The sequence below is a fragment of the Devosia sp. YR412 genome, assembly GCF_900110945.1.
Taxonomy (GTDB): Bacteria; Pseudomonadota; Alphaproteobacteria; order Rhizobiales; family Devosiaceae; genus Devosia.
The window spans coordinates 36,212-56,169 of the sequence record NZ_FOFL01000007.1; the positions used below are offsets into that span (position 1 = coordinate 36,212).

The 19,958-nt window shown below is 63.1% G+C and carries 22 protein-coding genes and 3 tRNA genes; 13 read left to right on the forward strand and 12 right to left on the reverse strand.

The features are described 5' to 3' along the window. Positions 1-190: 190 nt before the first annotated feature. The 4 genes from recJ to BM045_RS17560 all read left to right on the forward strand — a co-directional run bounded on the left by recJ (position 191) and on the right by BM045_RS17560 (position 5,509). On the forward strand, positions 191-1,978 hold the full coding sequence (recJ, locus tag BM045_RS17545; protein WP_092185629.1) for a single-stranded-DNA-specific exonuclease RecJ: 1,788 nt from the start codon (positions 191-193) through the stop codon (positions 1,976-1,978). A 181-nt stretch (positions 1,979-2,159) separates the two neighbouring features. Beyond that, entirely contained in the window at positions 2,160-3,494 is a 1,335-nt protein-coding gene (locus tag BM045_RS17550; RefSeq protein ID WP_092185631.1) for an NAD(P)/FAD-dependent oxidoreductase, read from the forward strand. Next, the gene (locus tag BM045_RS17555) at positions 3,479-4,249 is read left to right on the forward strand and encodes a DUF1365 domain-containing protein (protein WP_092185633.1); all 771 of its coding nucleotides are present in this window, start codon (positions 3,479-3,481) and stop codon (positions 4,247-4,249) included. The genes BM045_RS17550 and BM045_RS17555 overlap by 16 nt, the downstream gene beginning before the upstream one ends. A gap of 24 nt (positions 4,250-4,273) precedes the next feature. Beyond that, positions 4,274-5,509 carry an SAM-dependent methyltransferase gene (locus BM045_RS17560; RefSeq protein WP_092185635.1) on the forward strand — a complete coding sequence of 412 codons (1,236 nt, stop codon included), beginning with the start codon at positions 4,274-4,276 and terminating at the stop codon, positions 5,507-5,509. A 206-nt stretch (positions 5,510-5,715) separates the two neighbouring features. Here the strand turns inward: BM045_RS17560 and BM045_RS17565 are convergent, their stop codons facing one another. From BM045_RS17565 to BM045_RS17575, 3 genes are read right to left on the reverse strand one after another with little or no spacing between them, the layout of a single operon-like run. Then, entirely contained in the window at positions 5,716-6,465 is a 750-nt protein-coding gene (locus BM045_RS17565; RefSeq protein ID WP_092185637.1) for an SDR family NAD(P)-dependent oxidoreductase, read from the reverse strand. Positions 6,466-6,468: 3 nt separating this feature from the next. Then, positions 6,469-7,119, reverse strand: coding sequence for a ChrR family anti-sigma-E factor (locus tag BM045_RS17570; protein ID WP_092185639.1), 651 nt, complete (start codon positions 7,117-7,119; stop codon positions 6,469-6,471). Then, positions 7,116-7,700 (reverse strand): sigma-70 family RNA polymerase sigma factor, encoded by a 585-nt coding sequence (locus tag BM045_RS17575; protein WP_244523049.1) that lies wholly within the window; start codon positions 7,698-7,700, stop codon positions 7,116-7,118. The genes BM045_RS17570 and BM045_RS17575 overlap by 4 nt, the downstream gene beginning before the upstream one ends. A 151-nt stretch (positions 7,701-7,851) precedes the next feature. Here BM045_RS17575 and BM045_RS17580 point away from each other — a divergent pair, with 151 nt between their 5' ends. The 5 genes from BM045_RS17580 to BM045_RS19225 all read left to right on the forward strand — a co-directional run bounded on the left by BM045_RS17580 (position 7,852) and on the right by BM045_RS19225 (position 12,044). After that, positions 7,852-8,808, forward strand: a complete 957-nt coding sequence (locus BM045_RS17580) for an ABC transporter substrate-binding protein (protein WP_092185641.1) — start codon at positions 7,852-7,854, stop codon at positions 8,806-8,808. Between the two features lie 2 nt (positions 8,809-8,810). Continuing rightward, positions 8,811-9,842: a FecCD family ABC transporter permease gene (locus BM045_RS17585; RefSeq protein ID WP_210185040.1), complete on the forward strand. Its 1,032-nt coding sequence runs from the start codon at positions 8,811-8,813 to the stop codon at positions 9,840-9,842. Further along, positions 9,842-10,888, forward strand: coding sequence for a FecCD family ABC transporter permease (locus BM045_RS17590; protein ID WP_092185645.1), 1,047 nt, complete (start codon positions 9,842-9,844; stop codon positions 10,886-10,888). Before BM045_RS17585 ends, BM045_RS17590 begins: the two co-directional genes overlap by 1 nt. A gap of 19 nt (positions 10,889-10,907) precedes the next feature. Next, the gene (locus BM045_RS17595; protein WP_092185647.1) at positions 10,908-11,729 is read left to right on the forward strand and encodes an ABC transporter ATP-binding protein; all 822 of its coding nucleotides are present in this window, start codon (positions 10,908-10,910) and stop codon (positions 11,727-11,729) included. A 159-nt stretch (positions 11,730-11,888) separates the two neighbouring features. After that, the gene (locus tag BM045_RS19225; RefSeq protein ID WP_244523050.1) at positions 11,889-12,044 is read left to right on the forward strand and encodes a hypothetical protein; all 156 of its coding nucleotides are present in this window, start codon (positions 11,889-11,891) and stop codon (positions 12,042-12,044) included. A 305-nt stretch (positions 12,045-12,349) separates the two neighbouring features. Here BM045_RS19225 and BM045_RS17605 read toward each other — a convergent pair whose 3' ends face one another. From BM045_RS17605 to BM045_RS17625, 5 genes are all read right to left on the reverse strand, one after another. Then, the gene (locus tag BM045_RS17605) at positions 12,350-12,727 is read right to left on the reverse strand and encodes a YbaN family protein (RefSeq protein ID WP_244523051.1); all 378 of its coding nucleotides are present in this window, start codon (positions 12,725-12,727) and stop codon (positions 12,350-12,352) included. Positions 12,728-12,811: 84 nt separating this feature from the next. Next, positions 12,812-12,886, reverse strand: a tRNA-Glu gene (locus BM045_RS17610). 49 nt (positions 12,887-12,935) lie between these two features. Next, a tRNA-Glu gene (locus BM045_RS17615) sits at positions 12,936-13,010 on the reverse strand. A 75-nt stretch (positions 13,011-13,085) separates the two neighbouring features. After that, positions 13,086-13,559 (reverse strand): YcbK family protein, encoded by a 474-nt coding sequence (locus BM045_RS17620; RefSeq protein WP_139198832.1) that lies wholly within the window; start codon positions 13,557-13,559, stop codon positions 13,086-13,088. A gap of 151 nt (positions 13,560-13,710) precedes the next feature. Continuing rightward, the gene (locus BM045_RS17625) at positions 13,711-14,127 is read right to left on the reverse strand and encodes a VOC family protein (RefSeq protein ID WP_092185651.1); all 417 of its coding nucleotides are present in this window, start codon (positions 14,125-14,127) and stop codon (positions 13,711-13,713) included. Between the two features lie 174 nt (positions 14,128-14,301). On the opposite strand from BM045_RS17625, the gene BM045_RS17630 reads away from it, so the two are divergent. Both BM045_RS17630 and BM045_RS17635 read left to right on the forward strand, forming a co-directional pair. Continuing rightward, entirely contained in the window at positions 14,302-14,907 is a 606-nt protein-coding gene (locus BM045_RS17630; protein ID WP_092185653.1) for a cold-shock protein, read from the forward strand. A gap of 11 nt (positions 14,908-14,918) precedes the next feature. After that, positions 14,919-15,398, forward strand: a complete 480-nt coding sequence (locus tag BM045_RS17635; protein ID WP_092185655.1) for a DUF192 domain-containing protein — start codon at positions 14,919-14,921, stop codon at positions 15,396-15,398. 6 nt (positions 15,399-15,404) lie between these two features. On the opposite strand, the gene BM045_RS17640 is transcribed toward BM045_RS17635, so the two are convergent. Then, positions 15,405-16,088, reverse strand: coding sequence for a PAQR family membrane homeostasis protein TrhA (locus BM045_RS17640; RefSeq protein ID WP_244523052.1), 684 nt, complete (start codon positions 16,086-16,088; stop codon positions 15,405-15,407). Between the two features lie 187 nt (positions 16,089-16,275). On the opposite strand from BM045_RS17640, the gene BM045_RS17645 reads away from it, so the two are divergent. After that, positions 16,276-16,731 carry an ArsR/SmtB family transcription factor gene (locus tag BM045_RS17645; RefSeq protein ID WP_092185659.1) on the forward strand — a complete coding sequence of 152 codons (456 nt, stop codon included), beginning with the start codon at positions 16,276-16,278 and terminating at the stop codon, positions 16,729-16,731. On the opposite strand, the gene BM045_RS17650 is transcribed toward BM045_RS17645, so the two are convergent. The 3 genes from BM045_RS17650 to BM045_RS17660 all read right to left on the reverse strand — a co-directional run bounded on the left by BM045_RS17650 (position 16,728) and on the right by BM045_RS17660 (position 18,410). Then, positions 16,728-17,018: a PilZ domain-containing protein gene (locus BM045_RS17650; protein WP_092185661.1), complete on the reverse strand. Its 291-nt coding sequence runs from the start codon at positions 17,016-17,018 to the stop codon at positions 16,728-16,730. The two genes, BM045_RS17645 and BM045_RS17650, sit on opposite strands and share 4 nt — an antisense overlap. A gap of 185 nt (positions 17,019-17,203) precedes the next feature. After that, positions 17,204-17,280, reverse strand: a tRNA-Arg gene (locus BM045_RS17655). A 59-nt stretch (positions 17,281-17,339) separates the two neighbouring features. Next, entirely contained in the window at positions 17,340-18,410 is a 1,071-nt protein-coding gene (locus BM045_RS17660) for a LacI family DNA-binding transcriptional regulator (RefSeq protein ID WP_092185663.1), read from the reverse strand. 227 nt (positions 18,411-18,637) lie between these two features. Here BM045_RS17660 and BM045_RS17665 point away from each other — a divergent pair, with 227 nt between their 5' ends. After that, entirely contained in the window at positions 18,638-19,879 is a 1,242-nt protein-coding gene (locus BM045_RS17665) for an ABC transporter substrate-binding protein (RefSeq protein WP_092185665.1), read from the forward strand. Positions 19,880-19,958 lie beyond the last annotated feature (79 nt).

The following is a 19,958-nucleotide window of genomic DNA, read 5'->3' on the forward strand; positions in this document are numbered from 1 at the left end:
GCGGGGGAGGGGGACCGCGTGTAGCGTGGTGGAGGGGGGAGCCACGTGCACCGACCATCCCATTGTCCACCTTCTATTCGCGCAAGCCGCTCCCCTCTCCACCGCCTTTGGCGGTCCTCCTCTCCCGTAAACGGGAGAGGAGACACGGCGCCCCTCGACCTCCCCCCTCAAATCGCTTAACCCTCCCTCCATGCTTGACGCCCCGCGCCCTTTTCTCGACGTCACCCGGTCCCTCACCGGACGCATGTGGACCGATCGTCTTGATATGGCGACGACGCGCATGGCGACGGCGATTTCCCAGCGCAGCGGCATTTCCGAAATTCTCGCCCGCATCATCGCGGCGCGCGGCGTCACCCTCGACGAGGCCGATGCCTATCTCGATCCCACTATCCGTGGGTTGATGCCCGATCCCTCGACGCTCACCGCCATGGACGCGCTGGCCGACCGCATCGCCCAGGCCATCACCGACAATGAATCCGTGGCACTGTTCGGTGATTACGACGTCGACGGCGCCTGTTCCTGCGCCCTGATGGCGCGCTATCTGCGCCACTTCGGCGTCGAGCCGCAGGTGCATATTCCCGACCGCATTTTCGAAGGCTATGGCCCCAATATCGGCGCCATGGACAAGCTGATCGATGCCGGCGCCACGCTCATCATCACCCTCGACTGCGGCACCACCAGCATGGCGCCGATCGCCCATGCCCGCTCCCGCGGCGCCGATGTGCTGGTGATTGACCACCATCTGGCGGATCACGCGCTGCCCGAGGCCAATGCCCTGGTCAATCCCAACCGGCCGGACGACATTTCCGGCCTCGGCTATCTCTGTGCCGCCGGCGTCACCTTCATGGTGCTGGTCGCCGTCAACCGCGCTTTGCGCCTGCGCGGCGATACCGGCCTGCCGGACCTGTTGAAACTGCTCGATCTCGTGGCCCTCGCCACGGTCTGCGACGTCGTCCCGCTCACGGGCCTCAACCGCGCCTTCGTCGTGCGTGGCCTTGAAGTCGCCCGCCGCGGCGATAACAAGGGCATGGCGGCGCTGGCGCTGGCTGCTCGTCTCAGCGGCCCGATCAACCCCTATCATCTCGGCTTCCTGCTCGGTCCGCGCATCAATGCCGGCGGCCGTATCGGCAATGCCGCGCTGGGGGTCGAACTGCTGACCACCGATGACGAGCACCATTCCCTCGCCATCGCCGCCCGGCTCGACGAGCTCAATACCGAGCGTCAGCGCATCGAAGTGGAAGCAGTCGAAGAAGCCGCCGCCGTGGCCGAACTCGAGATCGGCAGCGGGGAGGGGCCGCCGGTGCTCGTCCTCGCCTCGGCCAATTGGCATCCCGGCGTTGCCGGCCTCATCGCCTCGCGCCTGAAAGACCGCTTCGAACGCCCGACCTTTGCCATCGCGCTCGGCCCCGACGGCGCCGGCACTGGCTCCGGCCGCTCAATGCCCGGCGTCGATCTCGGCCGCGCCGTCATCGAGGCCGTCGAGCTCGGCCTTCTCGCCAAAGGCGGCGGCCATGCCATGGCGGCCGGTATCACCATCAAGCAGGACCAGCTCGGCGCTTTCCGCTCCTTCCTCGCGCAAAAGCTCTCGGTCGATGTGACCGCTGCCCGCGCCGCCACGGCACTACCAATCGACGCGGCGCTGACCGCCCGCGGCGCCACGCTCGACCTCGTGCAAGCGCTGGAGCGGGCAGGGCCCTATGGCGCCGGCAATCCCGGCCCGCTGTTCGCCTTTCCGGCCCACCGTGCCCGCTATGCCCAGATCGTCGGCAAGGGCGGCCATGTCAGCTTCACCCTGACCTCCGAAGATGGCGCGCGCCTCAAGGCCATCGCCTTCCGCGCCGCCAATACTGCGCTGGGCGATGCGCTGCTGCGCGATGCCGACCCGGCCTGGCATTTTGCCGGCGCGCTTTCGGTCGATCACTACCAGGGTCGCGAGCAGGTGCAGTTCCGCCTGACCGACATGGCTAAACCCAAGTGACCGGAGCGCTTTCAGCAAAAGTGGACACCACTTTTGCGGTTCGAAAGCGCGACAGATGAAAAATCAGGGCATTTCAGCGTCTTAGTAGCCCGCTCAAATGCCATATAAGAAACTTTGCACTGATCCACGCCGTTGCTCTCCCCGTACAAGCTCCATAGGGCCAAGCGGAGATCTCCCGGACATGACTGCTTCGACCATTGCCGTGATCGGCTCGGGAATTTCCGGCCTGTCAGCCGCCTGGCTGCTTTCAAAATCCCATAGCGTCACGCTGTTCGAAAAGAACGCCGTGCTGGGCGGCCACAGCAATACGGTGATGGCGCCAACGCCCCAGGGTCCGGTGCCGGTCGATACCGGCTTCATCGTCTATAACGAGAAGAACTACCCTAACCTGACCGCGTTTTTCGACCATTTCGAGGTCGAGACCGCGCGCTCCTATATGAGCTTTGCCGTGTCGATCGGCGAAGGGCAGATGGAATATTCCGGCGAATATCTCTGGGGCCTGTTCGGCCAGCGCCGCAATATCGTGCGCCCGCGCCACTGGAAGCTCGTCAGCGACATCATGCGCTTCTTCCGCGATGCTGAAGGGCAGATGCAGACCTGCGCCGACGATCTCTCGATCGGCGACTTCCTCAAGCGCTTCGACTATTCGCAGGCCTTCATCGACGATCACATCCTGCCGATTTCGGCCGCCATCTGGTCGACCCCGTCGCGCGGCATGCTGGAATTTCCGGCCCGCACCTTCATCGAATTCTTCGCCAATCACTCGCTGCTGCAGGTTACCGGTCGCCCGCTCTGGCGTACGGTGAAGGGCGGCTCGCGCGAATATATCAACAAGCTCGTCGCTGCGACGCAGATGGAAACCGTGCTCAATGCCGGCATCACCGCCGTGCGCCGCCATGCCCAGGGCGCCGAAATCTATTTCGAGGACGGCAGCCATCGTCACTTCGACCAGGTGGTCTTCGCCACCCATGCCGATCAGGCCCTGGCGCTGATCGCCGATCCGAGCGAAGCCGAACAGCGCATCCTGTCCGCCTTTCGCTACACCAATAATCGCGCCGTGCTGCATACCGACAAGAGCTTCATGCCCAAGCGCCGCCATCTCTGGTCGGCCTGGAATTATCTGCGCGGCACCGCAGGCGAAGAGGGCCTCAGCCTGACCTATTGGATGAACAAGCTTCAGCCGCTGCCCACCACGCAAAACCTCTTCGTCACGCTCAATCCGCATCGCGAGGTCGCGCCGGAAACCGTGGCCTATGAGGTGGATTACAAGCATCCGCTGTTCGATGCCGCGGCCATTGCGGCTCAGCCGCAGCTGCACCAGATTCAGGGCGTCAATAACTCCTGGTTTGCCGGCGCCTGGATGGGCTACGGTTTTCACGAGGATGGCCTGCAGTCGGGCCTCGAAGTGGCCGAACGCATCGGCCCGGTCCAGCGCCCCTGGCAGGTTGCCGAGCAGCGCGGCCGCATTGCGCATAACTGGGTCGAGGGAGACCAGAAGCTATGGGCGGCGGAATAAGCGACGGCGCTATCTATGTCGGCGACGTCGTGCACAAGCGTGCCCGGCCCAAACGCCATGCGCTGCGCTACCGGGTTTTCTCTATGCTGGTCGATCTCGACCAGCTTGATTCTCTGGATGAGAAACTCCGCTTCTTCTCCTTGAATAGATTCAACCTTGTCTCACTGGTGAGTAAGGATTTCGGACCGCGCGACGGCAGCAGCGTTGCCGCCTTCATCCGCCGCAAGGCGGCTGCGGCCGGCGTTCCCGACATCGCCAAGATCCGCATGCTGGCCTATCCGCGCCTGCTCGGCTTCGCCTTCAATCCGATCACCGTCTACTATTGCGAAGACTCAGCAGGCACCGTGCGCTTCATGGCCTATGAGGTCAGCAATACCTTTGGCGAGCACCATTTTTATCAGGCCAATGTGACCCCGGTGGATGGCGAAATCCGCCACGAGGCCAGCAAGGCGCTCTACGTTTCGCCCTTCAACACCATGGAGGGCGACTACCGTTTTTCTGTGCGCCCTCCGTCGGAAACCGTCTTCCTCGGCATCACCTTGTCCGACGCCGAAGGCGGGCTGTTGACGGCCTATTTCGAAGGTGAACGCCGCCCCCTGAGTGACGCTACGCTCCTGAAACTGCTGCTTGCATATCCCTTTATGACCGCTAAAGTGGTGGCGGGCATACACTGGGAAGCACTGCTTTTGTGGCTCAAGGGTGTGCCGCCGACGCTTAAATTGAGGCGGCCGCCAAAGCGCCGCCACCAGCTCTAGCCAGTTTTTGGATCAAGCGGCACGATGAACAAGACCGTTGTAGAAGCCAGCAATACCGGCGTTACGCCGTGGACGAAGTTTGCCTCCTGGGCCGTCGAAAAGATCGGCTACAAGCTGCTCGGCAAGCCCAAATACGGCGCTGTGACCGTCATCCTGCCCAATGGGCGGACGCGCACGGTCGGCGATCCGGCGACCGGCGAGCATTCGGTTTTGCGGCTCAACAATTTCAAGGTCATCACCGAGGCCATGAAGCGTGGCACGGTGGGCTTTGCCTCGGCCTATATGAATGGCGATATCGAGGTCGACGACCTGACGGCGCTGCTGCGCTTCTTCCTGCAGAATCGCGACATGTTCGAAGAGGCCAATCCGGGCCTGTTCCGCCGCGCCGCCGGCGATCTGCATTATCACCTGTCGCGCCGCAATACGCTGGAAGGCTCCAAGAAGAACATCGCCGAGCACTATGACCTCGGCAATGATTTCTACGGCCAATGGCTCGACCCTTCGATGACCTATTCCTCGGCGGTCTTCACCTCGGGCGACCAGAGCCTCGAAGAAGCGCAGCGCGAAAAATATCGCCGCGTCGCCGACATGGCCGGCGTCAAGCCGGGCTCCTCAGTTTTGGAAATCGGCTGCGGCTGGGGCGGCTTCGCCGAAACCGTCGCCCGCGACTACCAGGCCAATCTGCGCGGCATCACCCTCTCCGCCGAACAGCTTAAATACGGCCAGGAACGCTTGGCCAAACAGGGCCTCGACAAGTTCGCCACGCTGGTTTTCGAAGACTATCGCCACACCGAGGGTCAGTTCGACCATATCGGCTCGATCGAAATGATCGAGGCGGTCGGCGAAGACAATTGGCCGAGCTACTTCCAGACCGTGCATGATCGCCTCAAGCCCGGTGGCACGGCGGCGATCCAGGCCATCACCATTAACGAGGCCGATTTCGACGGCTATCGCTCCGGCCCCGATTTCATCCAGCGCTACATCTTCCCCGGCGGCATGCTGCTGACCAAGACGGTGATGCAGGAATTCGGCGACAAATACGGCCTGGTGCTGGAAAATGTCGACACCTTCCGCCTGAGCTACGCCAAGACGCTCAAGCTATGGCGCGAGCGCTTCCTAGAACGCTGGCCGATGATCGCGCCCCTTGGCTACGACGAAGAATTCAAGCGCAAGTGGGTGTATTATCTGAGCTATTGCGAGGCAGGGTTCACCGAAGGATCCATCGACGTCGGGATTTACCAGTACCGCCGGCCTGTTTAGGGCGGTTTTAAGTATGGCGCTTCCTGTCGGTTAGCCACCGGCTTCACCCTCCCCCTTGAGGGGAGGGAAGCGAGATAGGACTTAGCCCTTTGCTAAGTCCGTCATCGAGCAGGAAGGGGGTATGTTCCGCTGGCTCAGCGCCTGTTGCCTACCCCCTCCCTTGATCCCTCCCCTCAAGGGGGAGGGTGTCGACTGCACCATCTCGGCTACTTCGGAACCATCTTCCCCGTCAGCCAGAAAAACACCGGATACGGCAACCACCGCACCGTCTTCATCAGCCAGACCATGCGCTTCGGAAACGCGATCTCGAATCGATCCGACTGCGTCAGTCCATCGACGATCCGCTTGGCCGCCTCATCGGTTTCCATCAGAAACGGCATCGGGAAATCGTTCTTGTCGGTCAGTTCGGATTTGACGAACCCCGGCGCAATCATCCGCACCTTGATATTCTTCGGCGCGAGCTCGCTCCGCATTGTCTCCAGCAGGTTGATGATCCCCGCCTTGGTCGAGGAATAGGCCGCCGAACGGGGCAGGCCAAAATATCCCGCCACCGAAGCGATCGCCGCAAAGTGCCCGCCGCCCTGGGCTTCCATCTGCTTGAGCAGCGGACCCGCAATGCGGATCAGCCCGAGATAATTGGTATTCACCACCGTCTCGAATTTCTCGAATTCATAGTCGCCCACATCCATCGGCTGCCACGCCGCAGCCCCGAAGATGAACAGGTCGATCCGCCCCAGATCAGCAACGATGGTCTGGATAATCGCGGCAATGGCATCACTATCCGTTACATCCAGCGCATATGGCCTGATCGCCGCGTTCCCCTTGGCCACGGCCTCCAGCTTCTCCACCCGCCGGCCGGAAATCGCCACCGTCCAGCCTTGCGCGGCCAAGAGCTTTGCCACCGCAGCGCCAATTCCCGAACCACCGCCGATAATCCACGCCACGCCAGCTTTCATCACCTAAATCCCGAACAGAGGTTGCAGCGCCCGCATCAGCCGGCCGCGGAAGGTCAGTTTGGCATCCACCGCCACGAGGCAGATGCAGTCCTCGCCGGGTTCGGCAATCGGCTGGTGCTCGACATCTTCGTCATGATCGGCAATGTCGCCTCTGGCGAACACACCGAAGCGGTCGCGATAGGCGCCCTGCAGGATCAGCGTCAGCTCGTGCCCGCCATGGCCATGCTCCGGCACCCGCCGCCCGCCGGCCACTCGCAGCAACATCAGCCGCGACTTGCCATCATCGCCCCAGGCGAGATCGGCCGTCGCCACACCCGGCCCGGTCCATTTCCAGCGCACCGCCTCGAGACCGCCGGGCAGATAGTCCTGCACCGGCAGCGGCAGCGATCCGCCGCCGCGCTGGTCATGGGGGATCACTTCGATCTTCTCGCCGCCCAGCGCATCCATCAGCCGATTCAGCGCGCCCGACGACATTGCCGTCGCGGGCTCCTCTGCCAGCAGCGCCCCACCGATGCTCTCGATCTGCCGCAGCGTCTCGCGCCCGCCCTCGCTCATGGCGAGATGGGTGGCGATCACCGTGGCATAGGGGTGGTCCAGCGTGCCGGCGCTGAAGCTCATCAGGGTGGCGATATCGGGGTGGTGTTGGATACTCATTGCAGATCCTCCAGCATGGGCCGGAGCCGTTCATAGGCGAGGCGAAGTCGCGATTTCACAGTTCCCAGGGGAATGCCGAGGTGCTCGGCAATCTGGGCATGGGCCATGTCCTGGATGAAGCTGAGGCGCACGACCTCTCGCTGATCCTCGGACAGGGTAGTCAGGGCACGGGTCACCCGGTCGACGACCTGATGCTGTTCCACCAGCATGCTGCCGGTCGGGCTGTCGCTGGCCAGCGTGACCTTTTCCAGGTCTTCATAGGGCTTGTTGCTCTGCCGGCGCAGCTGGTCGATGCGCAGGTTGCGGGCAATGGTGAAAATCCAGGTGCTGGGCGCGCCGCGCTGGTTGGAATAAAGCGCCGCCTTGCGCCAGACGGTGAGGAAGGTCTCCTGCACCAGGTCTTCGGCCAGGGCATCGCTCGCGCCCAGCTTGATCATCATGGATTTGACGCGCGGCCCGAACAGGCCGAACAGCGCGGCCAGCGCCGAGCGATCCTGCTGTTGCGCAATACGCAGCATCAGCGCGGCCGGGTCTTCCATGTCTGGCGGGATAGGGGGCAGGCCCATCTCTGAATTCGTCATAACTACCGCATACATCGGCTGCTCCGCCCGTGTAAGCCTTCTACGCGACGCGGCAGCAATTGGATCAGCATAGCCTGTCAAACATGACTTGACCGTTCATCTTACGGCCACTTAGGTAGCGGCGCGTTTTGTCCAACCTTGTGAGCCCCCAATGCTGCTCAAGACCCTGCTGTCCGTTTCCGTCGTTGCTCTGGCCCTTCTGCCCGCGCTGGCCCAAGCCGAGCCCTGGACCTATACCGATGCCTCCGGCCAGACGGTGACGCTCGACGCGGTGCCGACCCGCATCGTCGCGCATCAGGACGCGGCTGCCGGCCTCATTCCCTTGGGTATCCGCCCGATCGGCATCTTTGCTGACGGCCCGATTGCCGATGCCAAGGCGCTGCAGGGGCTCGACCTCACCGGCATCGAGATTGTCGGCCAGGCCTGGGGCGAAGTGGATATCGAAAAGGTCGCAGCGCTCGAGCCCGAGCTGATCATCGGCGAATGGTGGGATCGCAACGCCTCCTGGAGCGGCGGCACCGACGTCTCCGCCGCGCTGTTCGAGCTGGCGCCCATCACCGGCCCGGCCGCCAGCGATTCCATTGTCGGCATGATCAAGGATTATGAGGCGCTGGCCGCCAGCCTCGGCGCCGACCTTTCCGCGCCCGAAATTGCCGAAGCCAAGGCCAGCTTTGCCACGGCGCAGGAAGCCTTCAAATCCGCTGTCGACGCCAAGCCAAACCTCACCGCACTCGCCGTCTATGCCGGTACCGACGCCCTCTATGTCGCTGACCCGGCCGGCGCCGCCGAACTGCTCGACCTGGAAAGCTGGGGCCTCAACATCGTCACGCCCGCTGGCGTCGATGCCGCCGGAAACAATTACTTCGAGACCGTCAGCTGGGAAAATGCCGACAAATACCCGGCCGACCTGATCATGGTCGATAACCGCGCCCCGGCGACGCTGGAGAACGCCTTGGCCCAGCCGACCTGGACCACGCTGCCCGCCGCCGCTTCCGGCGCCGTCACCGAATGGCCGGCCTTCTGGCTGCGCAATTACACCGCCTATGCCGGTGCGCTCGACAAGCTGACCGCTGCCATCACCGCCGCCGACGAAAACCTGACCGACTAGCCGTGACCGAAACCGCCATTCCCACCCGCAAGTCCCAGGGGGCCGTGCTCGCGCTCGGCCTGATTGGCCTTGCCGTGGCCGTGGTGGCGGTATCCTTCTTTTCGGTCACCGTCGGCGCCCGCCCGGTTTCGCTTGACACGATCTGGCAGGCACTGACCGCCTTCGATGCCAATTCCACCGACCACCGCATCATCTGGGACCTGCGCCTGCCGCGCACTCTGGTCGGCCTGATGGTCGGCGCGTCGCTTGGCCTCGCTGGCGCTGTACTTCAGGGCGCCACCCGCAATCCGCTGGCCGATCCGTCCATCCTCGGTATCCACTCCGGCGCAGCGGTCTTCGTCGTACTCGGCGTCGCCGTCTTCGGCATCACCCAACTCAGCGCCTACGTGTGGCTGGCCTTTGCCGGGGCAGGGGCCGCCATGCTGGTGGTCTATGCCATCGCCTCGCTCGGCCGCGAAGGTGCGACCCCGATCAAGCTGGCCCTGGCCGGCGCCGCCATGACCGCCGCCATGCAGTCCATCACCAGCGCCATCCTGCTCACCAGCCCGCGTACCCTCGATGAAATCCGTTTCTGGCAGGTCGGCTCGCTGGTCGGTCGCGGCATGGATGTGGTCACCCAGGTCGCCCCCTTCTTGGCCGTCGGCATTGTGCTGGCCCTGTTCACTGCCCGCATGCTTGACGGTCTCTCCATGGGCGAAGACGTCGCCCGCTCGCTCGGCCAGAACGTCAACCGCTCCCGCGCCGTTGCCGGCCTTGCCGCGGTCGTCCTCGCCGGTGGCGCCACCGCCGCTGCCGGTCCCATCGCCTTTGTCGGCCTCACCGTGCCGCATGTCGCCCGCGCCATCACCGGCCCCAACTATCGCTGGATCCTGCCCTATTCCATGCTGCTCGCGCCCATTCTGCTGCTCGGCGCCGACATCATCGGCCGCATCATCGCTCCGCCCGGCGAAGTGCAGGTCGGCATCGTCACCGCCGTCATCGGCGCGCCCTTCTTCATCGCGCTGGTCCGCCGCCGCAAGCTGGCGAGCCTCTGATGAGTGACGCCGTCCTCACCGTCCGCCACATCCGCCAAAACCTCGCCAGCCGCCGTCGCGTGGTGAGCCTCGGCCTGACCCTCGCTCTGCTCGTGACCTTCGCCCTGGCACTGTACCTCGGCGACTATGCCGTGCCGCCGTCCGGAGTCATCCAGTCGCTGCTCTCGCCGCTGACCGGCATGGCCAACAAGGGCGTCGATTTCATCGTCCTCAACGTCCGCCTGCCGCGCGCCACCCTGGCCGTGCTCACCGGCGCCAGCTTCGCCCTCAGCGGAATCATTTTCCAAACGCTTCTGCGTAACCCTCTGGCCAGTCCAGATATTATCGGAATCTCGCATGGCGCCAGCGCCGCCGCGGTGGTCTGCATCGTACTCTTCGGCATGACCGGCTTTGGCGTCTCTCTCGGCGCACTCGCCGGCGCCGTTCTGACAGCGCTGATCATCTATGTCCTGTCCTGGCGCAATGGCGTCACCGCCTATCGCGTCGTGCTGATCGGCATCGGCATGGCGGCCATAATGATGGCTGTGGTGTCCTATCTCTTCACCCGCGCGCGCCTCGTGGAGGTCCAGCAGGCGCTGGCCTGGCTGGTCGGCAGCCTCAATGCTGCCAACCGCGCCGATATCATCCCGCTGGCCATTGCCATGCTCGTGCTCCTGCCCATCACCATGGCCCTGTCGCGAGTGCTGGATGCGCTGCAACTGGGCGATGACACCGCCAGCGCCCTCGGCGCCCGCGTCGAAACGGCCCGCTTGGGCCTAATGCTGGCCGGCGTCGCCTATGCCGCCTTTGCCACGGCTGCCGTCGGGCCGGTGGCCTTCGTGGCCTTTGTCTCCGGTCCCATCGCGCGTAACCTGCTCAATGGCGCCGGCAAGGGTTTTGTGCAGGCCGCCCTGGTCGGCGCGCTAGTCATGCTGGGCTCGGACCTTGTGGCGCAACACGTCATCCCCGCCGTGCAACTGCCGGTCGGCGTCGTCACCGGCCTGCTCGGCGCGGCCTTCCTCATCTGGCTGCTGATCGTGTCCAACCGGGCAGGGCGGGTCAATTGACGCTATCGTGGAGTTTTCGATGACCATCAACCACCAGCTTCTCGCCGCCGGCATGGATCTTGGCTATGGCGAGCGCAAGGTCGTCGATGACCTCAACCTGACCATTCCGCCAGGCAAGCTGACCGTCATCGTCGGCGCCAATGCCTGCGGCAAGTCCACCGTGCTGCGCGGCCTGGCGCGGCTTCTGGCGCCGACCCGCGGTGCCGTCTATCTCGACGGCAAGCCGATCCACCAAATGTCGACCAAAGAGGTCGCCACCATCCTCGGTGTGCTGCCGCAATCGCCCATCGCGCCGGACGCCATCGTCGTGTCTGATCTGGTCGGTCGCGGCCGCTATCCGCACCAGGGCTGGTTCCGCCGCTGGACGCCCGAGGATGACGCCGCCGTCGCCGAGGCCCTGCGCGCCACCGATACCCTCGAGCTGGCCGACCGGCCCGTGGATGAACTCTCCGGCGGCCAGCGCCAGCGCGTCTGGATCGCCATGGCGCTCGCCCAGCAGACCGATCTGCTGCTGCTCGACGAGCCCACGACCTTTCTTGACATCAACCACCAGGTCGAAGTGCTCGATCTCCTCACCGATCTGGTCAAGCACAGTGGCCGCACGGTGGTGGTCGTCCTGCACGACCTCAACCTCGCCTGCCGCTATGCCGACCACATCGTCGCCATGAAGGCCGGCAAGCTCGTCGCCCAAGGCCGCCCCGCAGACGTCGTCACCGAAGCCGTCGTCGCCGACGTCTTCGGCATGGCCTCTCGCATCGTCATCGACCCGATTTCCGACACGCCGATGGTGGTGCCCATCGGCCGGCATCACGTAGGGGCAGGGGCAAAGCTCAGCGCCTGATTGGACGGCTTTTTCGTTTTGGACTATAAAGACAGTCCAGCGCGGAGAATGCCGATGAGCACGCCTGACCTCTCAGACCCTATCCCATTGAGACTGCCCGTAGATGTACCGCAGGACGTCTAAGCGATCGCCAAAGCCTGCGAGCGCAGCTCGTCCTGGGTGATCCTGCGCGCCCTGCGATACTACCTGCTGGCAGAGGGTGCGGAGATTAAAAAGGCCGCGGAAGGCCTAGAACAGATTCGCAACGGCGACTCCCATGACGCCGAAGACGTCCTCCGTGAACTTGAAGAGATCGTGCACGGCAAGGTGGCTTGATGCGCGTTCGCCTCTCCGGGCTGGCGCGACAGTATATCGGCATGAGGCAGCCTATCTGCGAGAGCGCAACCCGCGCGCCGCGGCAGAATTCCTGAAGCGCATGGCTACGGCCTTCAATGATCTCGGTACATTTTCGGCGGCGGGATTTGACGGCAAAGGCTTGCCGTCCCCGGATTGCGCCGCCTGCTGCGTGGCGGCTATTTCATCGACCACACAGTTGAGAATGGCGTGCTTGTGATCGTCGGCATTTCGAATTCAGTCAACAGGCCGCTGTCTCAGCCCAGCGACGTTCCGGACTACCAGGGCTAGCTCTTCGCCGGCTCCGGCCGCGTCCACACAAATGCCGCGCAAGCCGCTAGCCCCGCTGCCACCAGCAATCCCAGCCACAGCGCCGGATGCGCCCCGGCCCAGAACAGCACCAGCCCCAGTGCCATGCCGCCCACGGCCATCAGCTTGTGCTTGCGCGCAATGGCGCCATTCTGCCGCCAGGCAAGGATCGCCGGGCCGAACTGCCTGTTGGACAGCAACCACGCCTCGGCCCGCTTTGACGAGCGTGCAAAGCACCAGGCGGCCAGGATCAGCGGGCCGGTGGTCGGCAGCAGCGGCACGAAGATGCCGATGATGCCAATGGCCACCAGCAGCACGCCGGCGATGAAATAGAGAGGGCGGAGGATTTTGCTCACCGGGCTGACGCGATTCCGCGACTAATGAGCCGTCGCCGGCCAGCCGTCAAGTTGACTGCGATGTTCAGGTTGAGCTGAGGTTCCTGGTACGGCCACGGGGAATCGAACCCCGCTCTGCACCGTGAGAGGGTGCCGTCCTGACCGATAGACGATGGCCGCGAACCTGGAACTTGCCATGTTAGATATACCATTCTTCACAAAGAAGGAATGGTACGCCCTAGGGGAGTCGAACCCCTCTCTGCACCGTGAAAGGGTGCCGTCCTAACCGATAGACGAAGGGCGCCTAAGCGCTGGTGAGGGTCGTATAATGGGGTGTTTTGATCCGCGCAACCCATTTGCGACAGATAGTTCAATTTTTTCAACAGCCCGAAAACGTCACCGGCCGATTGTAGCCGCGTGGCCGGTCGCGCACGTCGACATGGATGAACTGGCGGCCCGGATAGCAGCCCAGGCCACCGGCGCTGCTGCGCATGGCAAAGTTGATCAGCGTCTGCTTGTCGACGCCCGGGATGTAGAAATCCGCCGCCATGCATTTGGTGTGGTAGGAATTGTCCGCCCCGCCCGCCGCCGCATTATGCTGGCCATCGCGGAAGCCCGAATTCATGATTACCTTGCGACCGAACTGGCCCTCGAACTCCCAGATCAGGAATCGGAGCTTGGGCGCGAGGCACAGCGCGTTGACGTCCTTGCTCGACACATAGGTACCCCAGTCGCTGCGCTTGCCTGCATAGGCCGAGCCGGTGCCGCTGGCGAACATTGCCATGGGCATGCAGGCGGCCAGCGACAGGGTGCAGACGACAACGGCGAGAATCGAGCGGAGAGGGGTGTGCATCGCGGCTTCCGAAGGATCGCTGTTGCGCTTTGGCAACAGACAATGTCCCGTTCTGTGAAGTCGCTAAAATACGATTGGTTTCGCTAACCGCGCGCTAAGCGCTACGGTTAGTGAACTGCTACCATCTGGTGAACAGATGGCTAACCAATAGCTACCATTTGCCGGTGTTGGGCATCGAGGCCCACGGCTCCTGCGGGGGCAGGGTGCCGTCCTGGATCAGTTCCACCGAAATCCCGTCCGGCGAGCGCACAAACGCCATATGCCCGTCGCGCGGCGGCCGGTTGATCACAACGCCCATGTCGCTCAGATGCTGGCAGAGGCCATAGATATCCTGCACGCGATAGGCCAGGTGGCCGAAATTACGTCCGCCGGTATATTCTTCCTGATCCCAGTTGTAGGTCAGTTCCACTTCACCGCCATCATCGCCCGGCGCCTTGAGGAAAATCAGCGTGAACCGGCCCTGTTCGCTCTCCCGGCGGCGCACTTCCTCGAGCCCGAGACCCTCGCAATAGAACCGCAGGCTCTCCTCGACATTGGTCACCCGGACCATGGTGTGCAGGTATTTCATCGCGCTTCTCCTCGGTAAATCTGCTGTCCGAGGCCTAGCAAGCACAGCCCCTTGCGGCAACCGGTGCATTTCCAAACAAAGTCTTAACAATTACCCTTGAATCGGACAGAGTGTGCTTGTCTAGTTTAGTACCTCGCGGCGGCGGGGCGAGTACGAAGGGCTGCGGGAAAAAGCATGGGGGCCAAGTTTACTGGCGAGCACGAGGACGGCGCAGGCGTGTCAAACGACGCCCATGCAGCTGCGTCCTCTGGCGATGCAAACCTCGACACCATTGAGGTTTCCGGCGCCATCAAGTGGTTCGACGCCGGCAAGGGCTTTGGCTTCATCGTGCCCGACAATGGCATGGCTGACGTTTTGCTGCATGTCACCTGCCTGCGCCGCGACGGCTACCAGACCGCCTATGAAGGTGCCCGAATCGTCGTCGAGGCGCTTAACCGCCCCGGCGGCCTGCAGGCCTTCCGCGTCGTCTCGATGGACGAATCCACCGCCCGCCATCCGGCCCAGATGCCAGCGCCGCGCACCCATGTCGTGGTCGAGCCGACCTCGGGCATGGTTCGCCTTGAGGTAAAGTGGTTCAACCGCATCCGCGGCTTCGGTTTCCTCTCCGAAGGTGAGGGCGCGCCTGACATTTTCGTGCATATGGAAACCCTTCGCCGTTTTGGCATCACCGAACTGCGCCCCGGCCAGTTTGTGCTGGTGCGCTACGGCAATGGTCCCAAGGGCCTTATGGTCGCCGAAATCCGGCCCGATGGTTGGGGCGACGCGCCGTCCTCCCACTAGGAATTCCCAAAATGATGCTGTTTGCCCAAGGCTTTGCTCCGGCGCTTCGACGCTCTGGAGCCATCATTGCTGCCGCCCTGCTGCTGTCGCCGCTAGTGGCGCTGGCTGATGAGAGCAAACTGACCCTGCACACCGACACCGGCGATTACGCTTTCAACGTTTCGGTGGTCGACACGCCGGAATCGCGCGCCAAGGGCCTGATGTATGTCACTGAGCTGGCCGACGACGCCGGCATGTTGTTCGACTTCAAGGAACAGCGCCCGGTGTCGTTCTGGATGCGCAATACTTTCATCCCGCTCGACATGATCTTCGTCGATGCGGCCGGCGTGGTGAAAAACGTCCACGTCAACGCCATCCCGCACGACCCCACCGGCATTCCATCCGACGGTCCGGTGCAATATGTGCTGGAAATCCCGGGCGGCCGCTCGGTTGAGATCGGCCTCAAGGCCGGTGACAAAATGGATCACGACCGGATTGCTGCCGGTCAATAGCGCCGTCTAGAGGCGGTGGACGACCATAAAGTCGATCACCGCCCACAGATGCAGGCTTGCTCCGGCGACCACGAAGACATGCCACAAGGCATTCTGGAACTTCAGCTTTTCCCAGAGATGGAAGATGATCCCGAGCGAATAGGTGACGCCGCCGGCCAGCAGCAGCCAGAGCGTGCTGTTAGGCAGGCTCTCGGCCAACGACTGGAACACCAACGTCCCGCTCCAGCCAATCGCTAGGTAAAGCGCAATGGCCAGACGCCCAAAGCGCTGCGGCACGATCAGTTTCAGCGCGATACCAACCAGTGAGGCGCCCCAGACGAAGGTGGTCATTAATATGCCGGACGTCGTGCCGCCCAGCACCGCCAGAAAAGGGGTATAGGTCCCGGCGATGAACAGGAAGATCGCCGCCTGGTCGAACCGTGCCAACCACATCTTGATCGGCGATACTGGCCACATATTGTAGGCCAGCGACACGCCGAGCACCGCCACCAGTGAACCAATATAGACCGCCAGCGCGGGAACGGCCTCGGGCGCCGTCCCGAAAATAGCAAACGCCAAAAGCACTGAGCCTGCGGCAATGGCGCCCATCAGCCCAAGAATATGGACGACACCGTCGACCACCTTCTCGGCGATGGTGAAGGGCCGCTGTTCGCGGCTCCACCATGAATAGCTCGGCTTGCTCTCGTGCACTGTCGTGGTCTCCCTACATACCAGTACCGAACTGGGACGTGGCCACATGGTTGCAAGCAGGCGCCGATCCTATGGGATCGTCAAGTGAGACCTGCAGTTCTGGTGAATAACCACCCGCATGCTTCCTGCCGCGCTTGACCTGTAACGCAGGCGTTACTACTGGGGCTGGATAATTCGGGAATTCAGCATGCCGCCCATCGCCGTCCTTGTCGCCCTGGCCGACCCAACCCGTTGCCGGATTATCGAAATCCTGCATGACGGTCCGCAGCCGGTGCATGTGCTGGCCAGCTCGTTCAAGATCAGCCGCCCCGCCATTTCCCGACATCTACGGGTGCTGAAGCAGGCCAGGCTGATCAGCGAGAAAAAGCTCGGCCGCGAAAACCGCTATGCCCTGCATGCCGAAAAGCTGAAGCCGGTGGGCGAATGGGTCGCCGCGATGCGCGAACCCGTGCTGACCGACAAGCCGGTCAAGCTGCTGGCAAGGGCGTCAACCGCCAAGAAGGTCGCGGCCAAGCCTGCCGAAGCCGCGCCGCCGCCGATCGTTCGTCTCGACGCTCTCCCAACGCTCGATGTTGCGGACAAAGCTGTCGCCCCCAAGCCAAAACGGGAAGTCCCGATTTCGCAGATGGGTTTCGACTTTTAGTCCACGTCGAGATAGGCGACGCCCATTTCCCGGATCGCCCGCCACGCCACGCGGCAGGCCTGCGGCTGGTGGCCCGGTGCATGCAACTGGAAAAGGTTGGGAATGCCCGCGACTTTCGCCACTTCCAGCTTGGCACCACCCTCTGAAACGTCGCGGATGATGCAGGGCAGGCGGGTCTTCTCGAAGCTGATCTCTGCCTCGATATAGGTATTGCGCCGTGGCGCCATACGACGTTCGAGCGGCTGGGTTGAGGCCGAGGGATTGGTAAATTTTGATATATTAAACATAGGCTTAGCCTGCAATACGGGCCTTGCCGAAGTGTTAATTCCGGCCGGCCCAAAGCGCGCCAGCGTTACCGGCCGCTGCAACCGCTGGTTCGAATTTTACACAACTCGTGACTAAGTCCGCTTGGCCAAACAAATCTTCCAGTTTGCCTGCTACGCTCTGCACTACACGGCTGAACCGAAAAATCTGGCGATCCCGGAGGGACTCGAACCCCCGACCAACAGCTTAGAAGGCTGCTGCTCTATCCAGCTGAGCTACGGGACCAGCGCAGATGGACCCATTTAACCCATTTCGACGCAAAGGGAATGGTGTTTTGGCGCCTATTACACCGGCAGCACCGAGGCAGCGGCGCTCGACTGATGAGCCGGGGGACAGGCAGTGCTGCCGCGCACGATGAGCTCGGAGCTGAGCACCATATGCATCGGCAGCCGGCTGCGGCTCTGGCCCTCGATGACATCGATCAGCGCGCCGGCGGCGATGCGACCCAGAGCCTCACGCGGCTGGCGCATGGTGGTCAGCGGCGGCAGGACATGGGCGGCGATGTCGAGATCATCAAAACCGACCAGGGAAACGTCGCGCGGGCAGGCGATGCCGTGCTGGTTGAGCGCCGAGAGAAAGCCTATGGCGCTCTCGTCATTGGCGGAAAACATTGCCGTCGGACGCTCCCTCAAGGCCGCAAAGCGCTGCCCGGCCGCATGGCCCTGGTCCATGCCAAAGGCCCCTTCGAACAGCCAGTCTTCTCGCACCATGAGCCCTGCATCACCCATGGCCTTGCGGAAGCCTGCCGCGCGCTCGGCGGTCAGCACATTGCCACAAGGGCCGGCGATATGGCCTATGCTCGTATGGCCGAGCCCGATCAGATGGCGCGTCGCCTGTTCGGCGGCATAGCAATTGTCGGTCCGCACCGTGTGAAATGGTGCGCTCGGGATCTCCTCGCAGGCCACCACCAGCGGCACCGGAGCCGGATCGCCCGTAAGCAGCATCAACTGTTCCAGATCGACCGAACCATCAAACAGCAGCAGGCCGTCGACGCGGTTGGAGAGGAAATAGTCGCGCATCCGGCGACCCGAATCCCCGCCGGAGAATCGGTTCGCCACCAGCACGCCATAGCCGCGCGCGGCCGCCTCGCGCTCGATCGAATCAAGGATGGCCGAGAAGAACGGATTGCGGATGTCGGGCAGGGCGACAAGGATGGTCCGGGCGGTTTTCTGGCGCAGCGAGCGGGCCGACTGGTTCGGCGTATAGCCGGTGAGCTGAACTGCCTCCGAAATGCGCGCACGGGTGCTCTCGCTCACCCTTTCGGGGCTGGAAAGCGCCCGGCTGACGGTCGCCGTCGAGACCCCAGAAAACCGCGCAACATCTTGAATTGTCGGTGTTTTCTTCACTAGAACCATGTCTGCCAGCGCCCCCTCTCGCTGTCAGCTATGCATTCTGTGTAAATCTGTATTGACAGTCACGCAAGACGTAGGTGAAAGTAATGCAATCGATTGCAGAGGTTTCGGGAACGAAGGATGCAATCGATTACATGCGGCCAGTTCGGGATGTCTCACAAGAAGGCAACCTTGCGGCTGGCGGCGTCGTGGGAGCGCGATCGCTCCATGTGATGTTTGGGAGGACAACTATGAAGAAATTTGCAGTGGTTGCCGCAATGGCAACTGCTTTGCTCGGTTCAACGGCCGTCATGGCGGCAGAGCTTGAAGTGACGCATTGGTGGACGTCGGCCGGCGAAGCCGCTGCCGTCGCCGAATTTGCCCGCGTCTTCGAAGAAACCACTGGCAACACCTGGGTGGATAGTGCGCTGGCCGGTTCCGGCACCGGCGCCAACCCGGTCATCATCAGCCGTATCATCGGCGGCGACCCGATGGGTGCCACGCAGATGAACACCGGCCGCGACGCCGAGGAACTGATCCAGGCCGGCCTGATCCGCGACCTGACCCCGATCGTCGACGAAATGGGCGGCCTCGGCTTCTATGTCGATCCGACCCTGCTCGAGCCCTGCACCTATGACGGCAAGATCTACTGCCTGCCCGTCAACATCCACTCGTGGGATTGGCTGTGGCTGTCGACCGCTGCTTACGAAAAGATCGGTCAGCCGGTTCCCAAGGACTGGAACGAATATGTCGCGTCCTGGCCGGCTCTCGAAGCGGCGGACATCCTGCCCTTCGGTCTTGCCACCGGCTGGCCTTTCTCGGGCATTCCGGGCGTGCTGATGTCGGGTATCGGCGGTTCCGATCTCGTTCTCGCCATCAACCGCGACAAGAGTGCCGATGCCGTTCGTGGCCCGGAATTCCGCAAGGTCGCCGAAGCTCTCGACTCGCTCCGCAAGGTGATCTCGCCTGAAACCATGGTGCCGTCCTTCGGCGACGTCGGTACCCAGCTGCTGGAAGGCACTGCGGCCGGCAACATCCACGGCGACTGGCTGCAGGGTGACCTGCAGGTGGCCGGCGGCGTCCCCGGCGAAAACTACGAATGTCTGCCCGCTCTCGGCCTCGGCGACAAGCTGACCGGCGGCGGCGACAGCTTCTACTTCCCGGTCCTGCCTGCCGGCACCGACCAGGCCGTGATCGACGCCCAGGCAGCTCTTGCCAAGACGCTGATCTCGCCGGAAGCCCAGCTCGCCTTCAACCTGAAGAAGGGCTCCATGCCGATCCGCACCGATATCGACCTGACCGGTGCCAATGCCTGCATGCAGAAGGCTCTCGTGCTGCTCAAGAACGGTCTGCTCCCATCGGGTGACTTCGCGCTCTCCAGCGACACCCAGCAGCAGATGCAGGATCTCAACACCGAGTTCCTCGACGACGACAGCATCACGGTCGACGACTATATCGAGCGCTACGCCTCGATCATCGAATCCGCCGAATAAGTCTCCGGCTTGTCGATTGGGAGCTTGCTCCCAGCACTGAATGCGTGGCCGGCCTTGAATGCCAAGGCCGGCCATCTTC

What these genes read in the sequence shown, in the direction of transcription:
- BM045_RS17620 (WP_139198832.1), bottom strand. Translation starts at nt 13,559, where the DNA reads ATGCACACCCCTCTCCGCTCGATTCTCGCCGTTGTCGTCTGCACCCTG.
- BM045_RS17665 (WP_092185665.1), top strand. Translation starts at nt 18,638, where the DNA reads ATGAAGAAATTTGCAGTGGTTGCCGCAATGGCAACTGCTTTGCTCGGT.
- recJ (WP_092185629.1), top strand. Translation starts at nt 191, where the DNA reads ATGCTTGACGCCCCGCGCCCTTTTCTCGACGTCACCCGGTCCCTCACC.
- BM045_RS17570 (WP_092185639.1), bottom strand. Translation starts at nt 7,119, where the DNA reads ATGAGTATCCAACACCACCCCGATATCGCCACCCTGATGAGCTTCAGC.
- BM045_RS17630 (WP_092185653.1), top strand. Translation starts at nt 14,302, where the DNA reads ATGGGGGCCAAGTTTACTGGCGAGCACGAGGACGGCGCAGGCGTGTCA.
- BM045_RS17625 (WP_092185651.1), bottom strand. Translation starts at nt 14,127, where the DNA reads ATGAAATACCTGCACACCATGGTCCGGGTGACCAATGTCGAGGAGAGC.
- BM045_RS17565 (WP_092185637.1), bottom strand. Translation starts at nt 6,465, where the DNA reads ATGAAAGCTGGCGTGGCGTGGATTATCGGCGGTGGTTCGGGAATTGGC.
- BM045_RS17660 (WP_092185663.1), bottom strand. Translation starts at nt 18,410, where the DNA reads ATGGTTCTAGTGAAGAAAACACCGACAATTCAAGATGTTGCGCGGTTT.
- BM045_RS17550 (WP_092185631.1), top strand. Translation starts at nt 2,160, where the DNA reads ATGACTGCTTCGACCATTGCCGTGATCGGCTCGGGAATTTCCGGCCTG.
- BM045_RS17650 (WP_092185661.1), bottom strand. Translation starts at nt 17,018, where the DNA reads ATGTTTAATATATCAAAATTTACCAATCCCTCGGCCTCAACCCAGCCG.
- BM045_RS17645 (WP_092185659.1), top strand. Translation starts at nt 16,276, where the DNA reads ATGCCGCCCATCGCCGTCCTTGTCGCCCTGGCCGACCCAACCCGTTGC.
- BM045_RS17635 (WP_092185655.1), top strand. Translation starts at nt 14,919, where the DNA reads ATGATGCTGTTTGCCCAAGGCTTTGCTCCGGCGCTTCGACGCTCTGGA.
- BM045_RS17560 (WP_092185635.1), top strand. Translation starts at nt 4,274, where the DNA reads ATGAACAAGACCGTTGTAGAAGCCAGCAATACCGGCGTTACGCCGTGG.
- BM045_RS17555 (WP_092185633.1), top strand. Translation starts at nt 3,479, where the DNA reads ATGGGCGGCGGAATAAGCGACGGCGCTATCTATGTCGGCGACGTCGTG.
- BM045_RS17590 (WP_092185645.1), top strand. Translation starts at nt 9,842, where the DNA reads ATGAGTGACGCCGTCCTCACCGTCCGCCACATCCGCCAAAACCTCGCC.
- BM045_RS17580 (WP_092185641.1), top strand. Translation starts at nt 7,852, where the DNA reads ATGCTGCTCAAGACCCTGCTGTCCGTTTCCGTCGTTGCTCTGGCCCTT.
- BM045_RS17575 (WP_244523049.1), bottom strand. Translation starts at nt 7,700, where the DNA reads ATGACGAATTCAGAGATGGGCCTGCCCCCTATCCCGCCAGACATGGAA.
- BM045_RS17595 (WP_092185647.1), top strand. Translation starts at nt 10,908, where the DNA reads ATGACCATCAACCACCAGCTTCTCGCCGCCGGCATGGATCTTGGCTAT.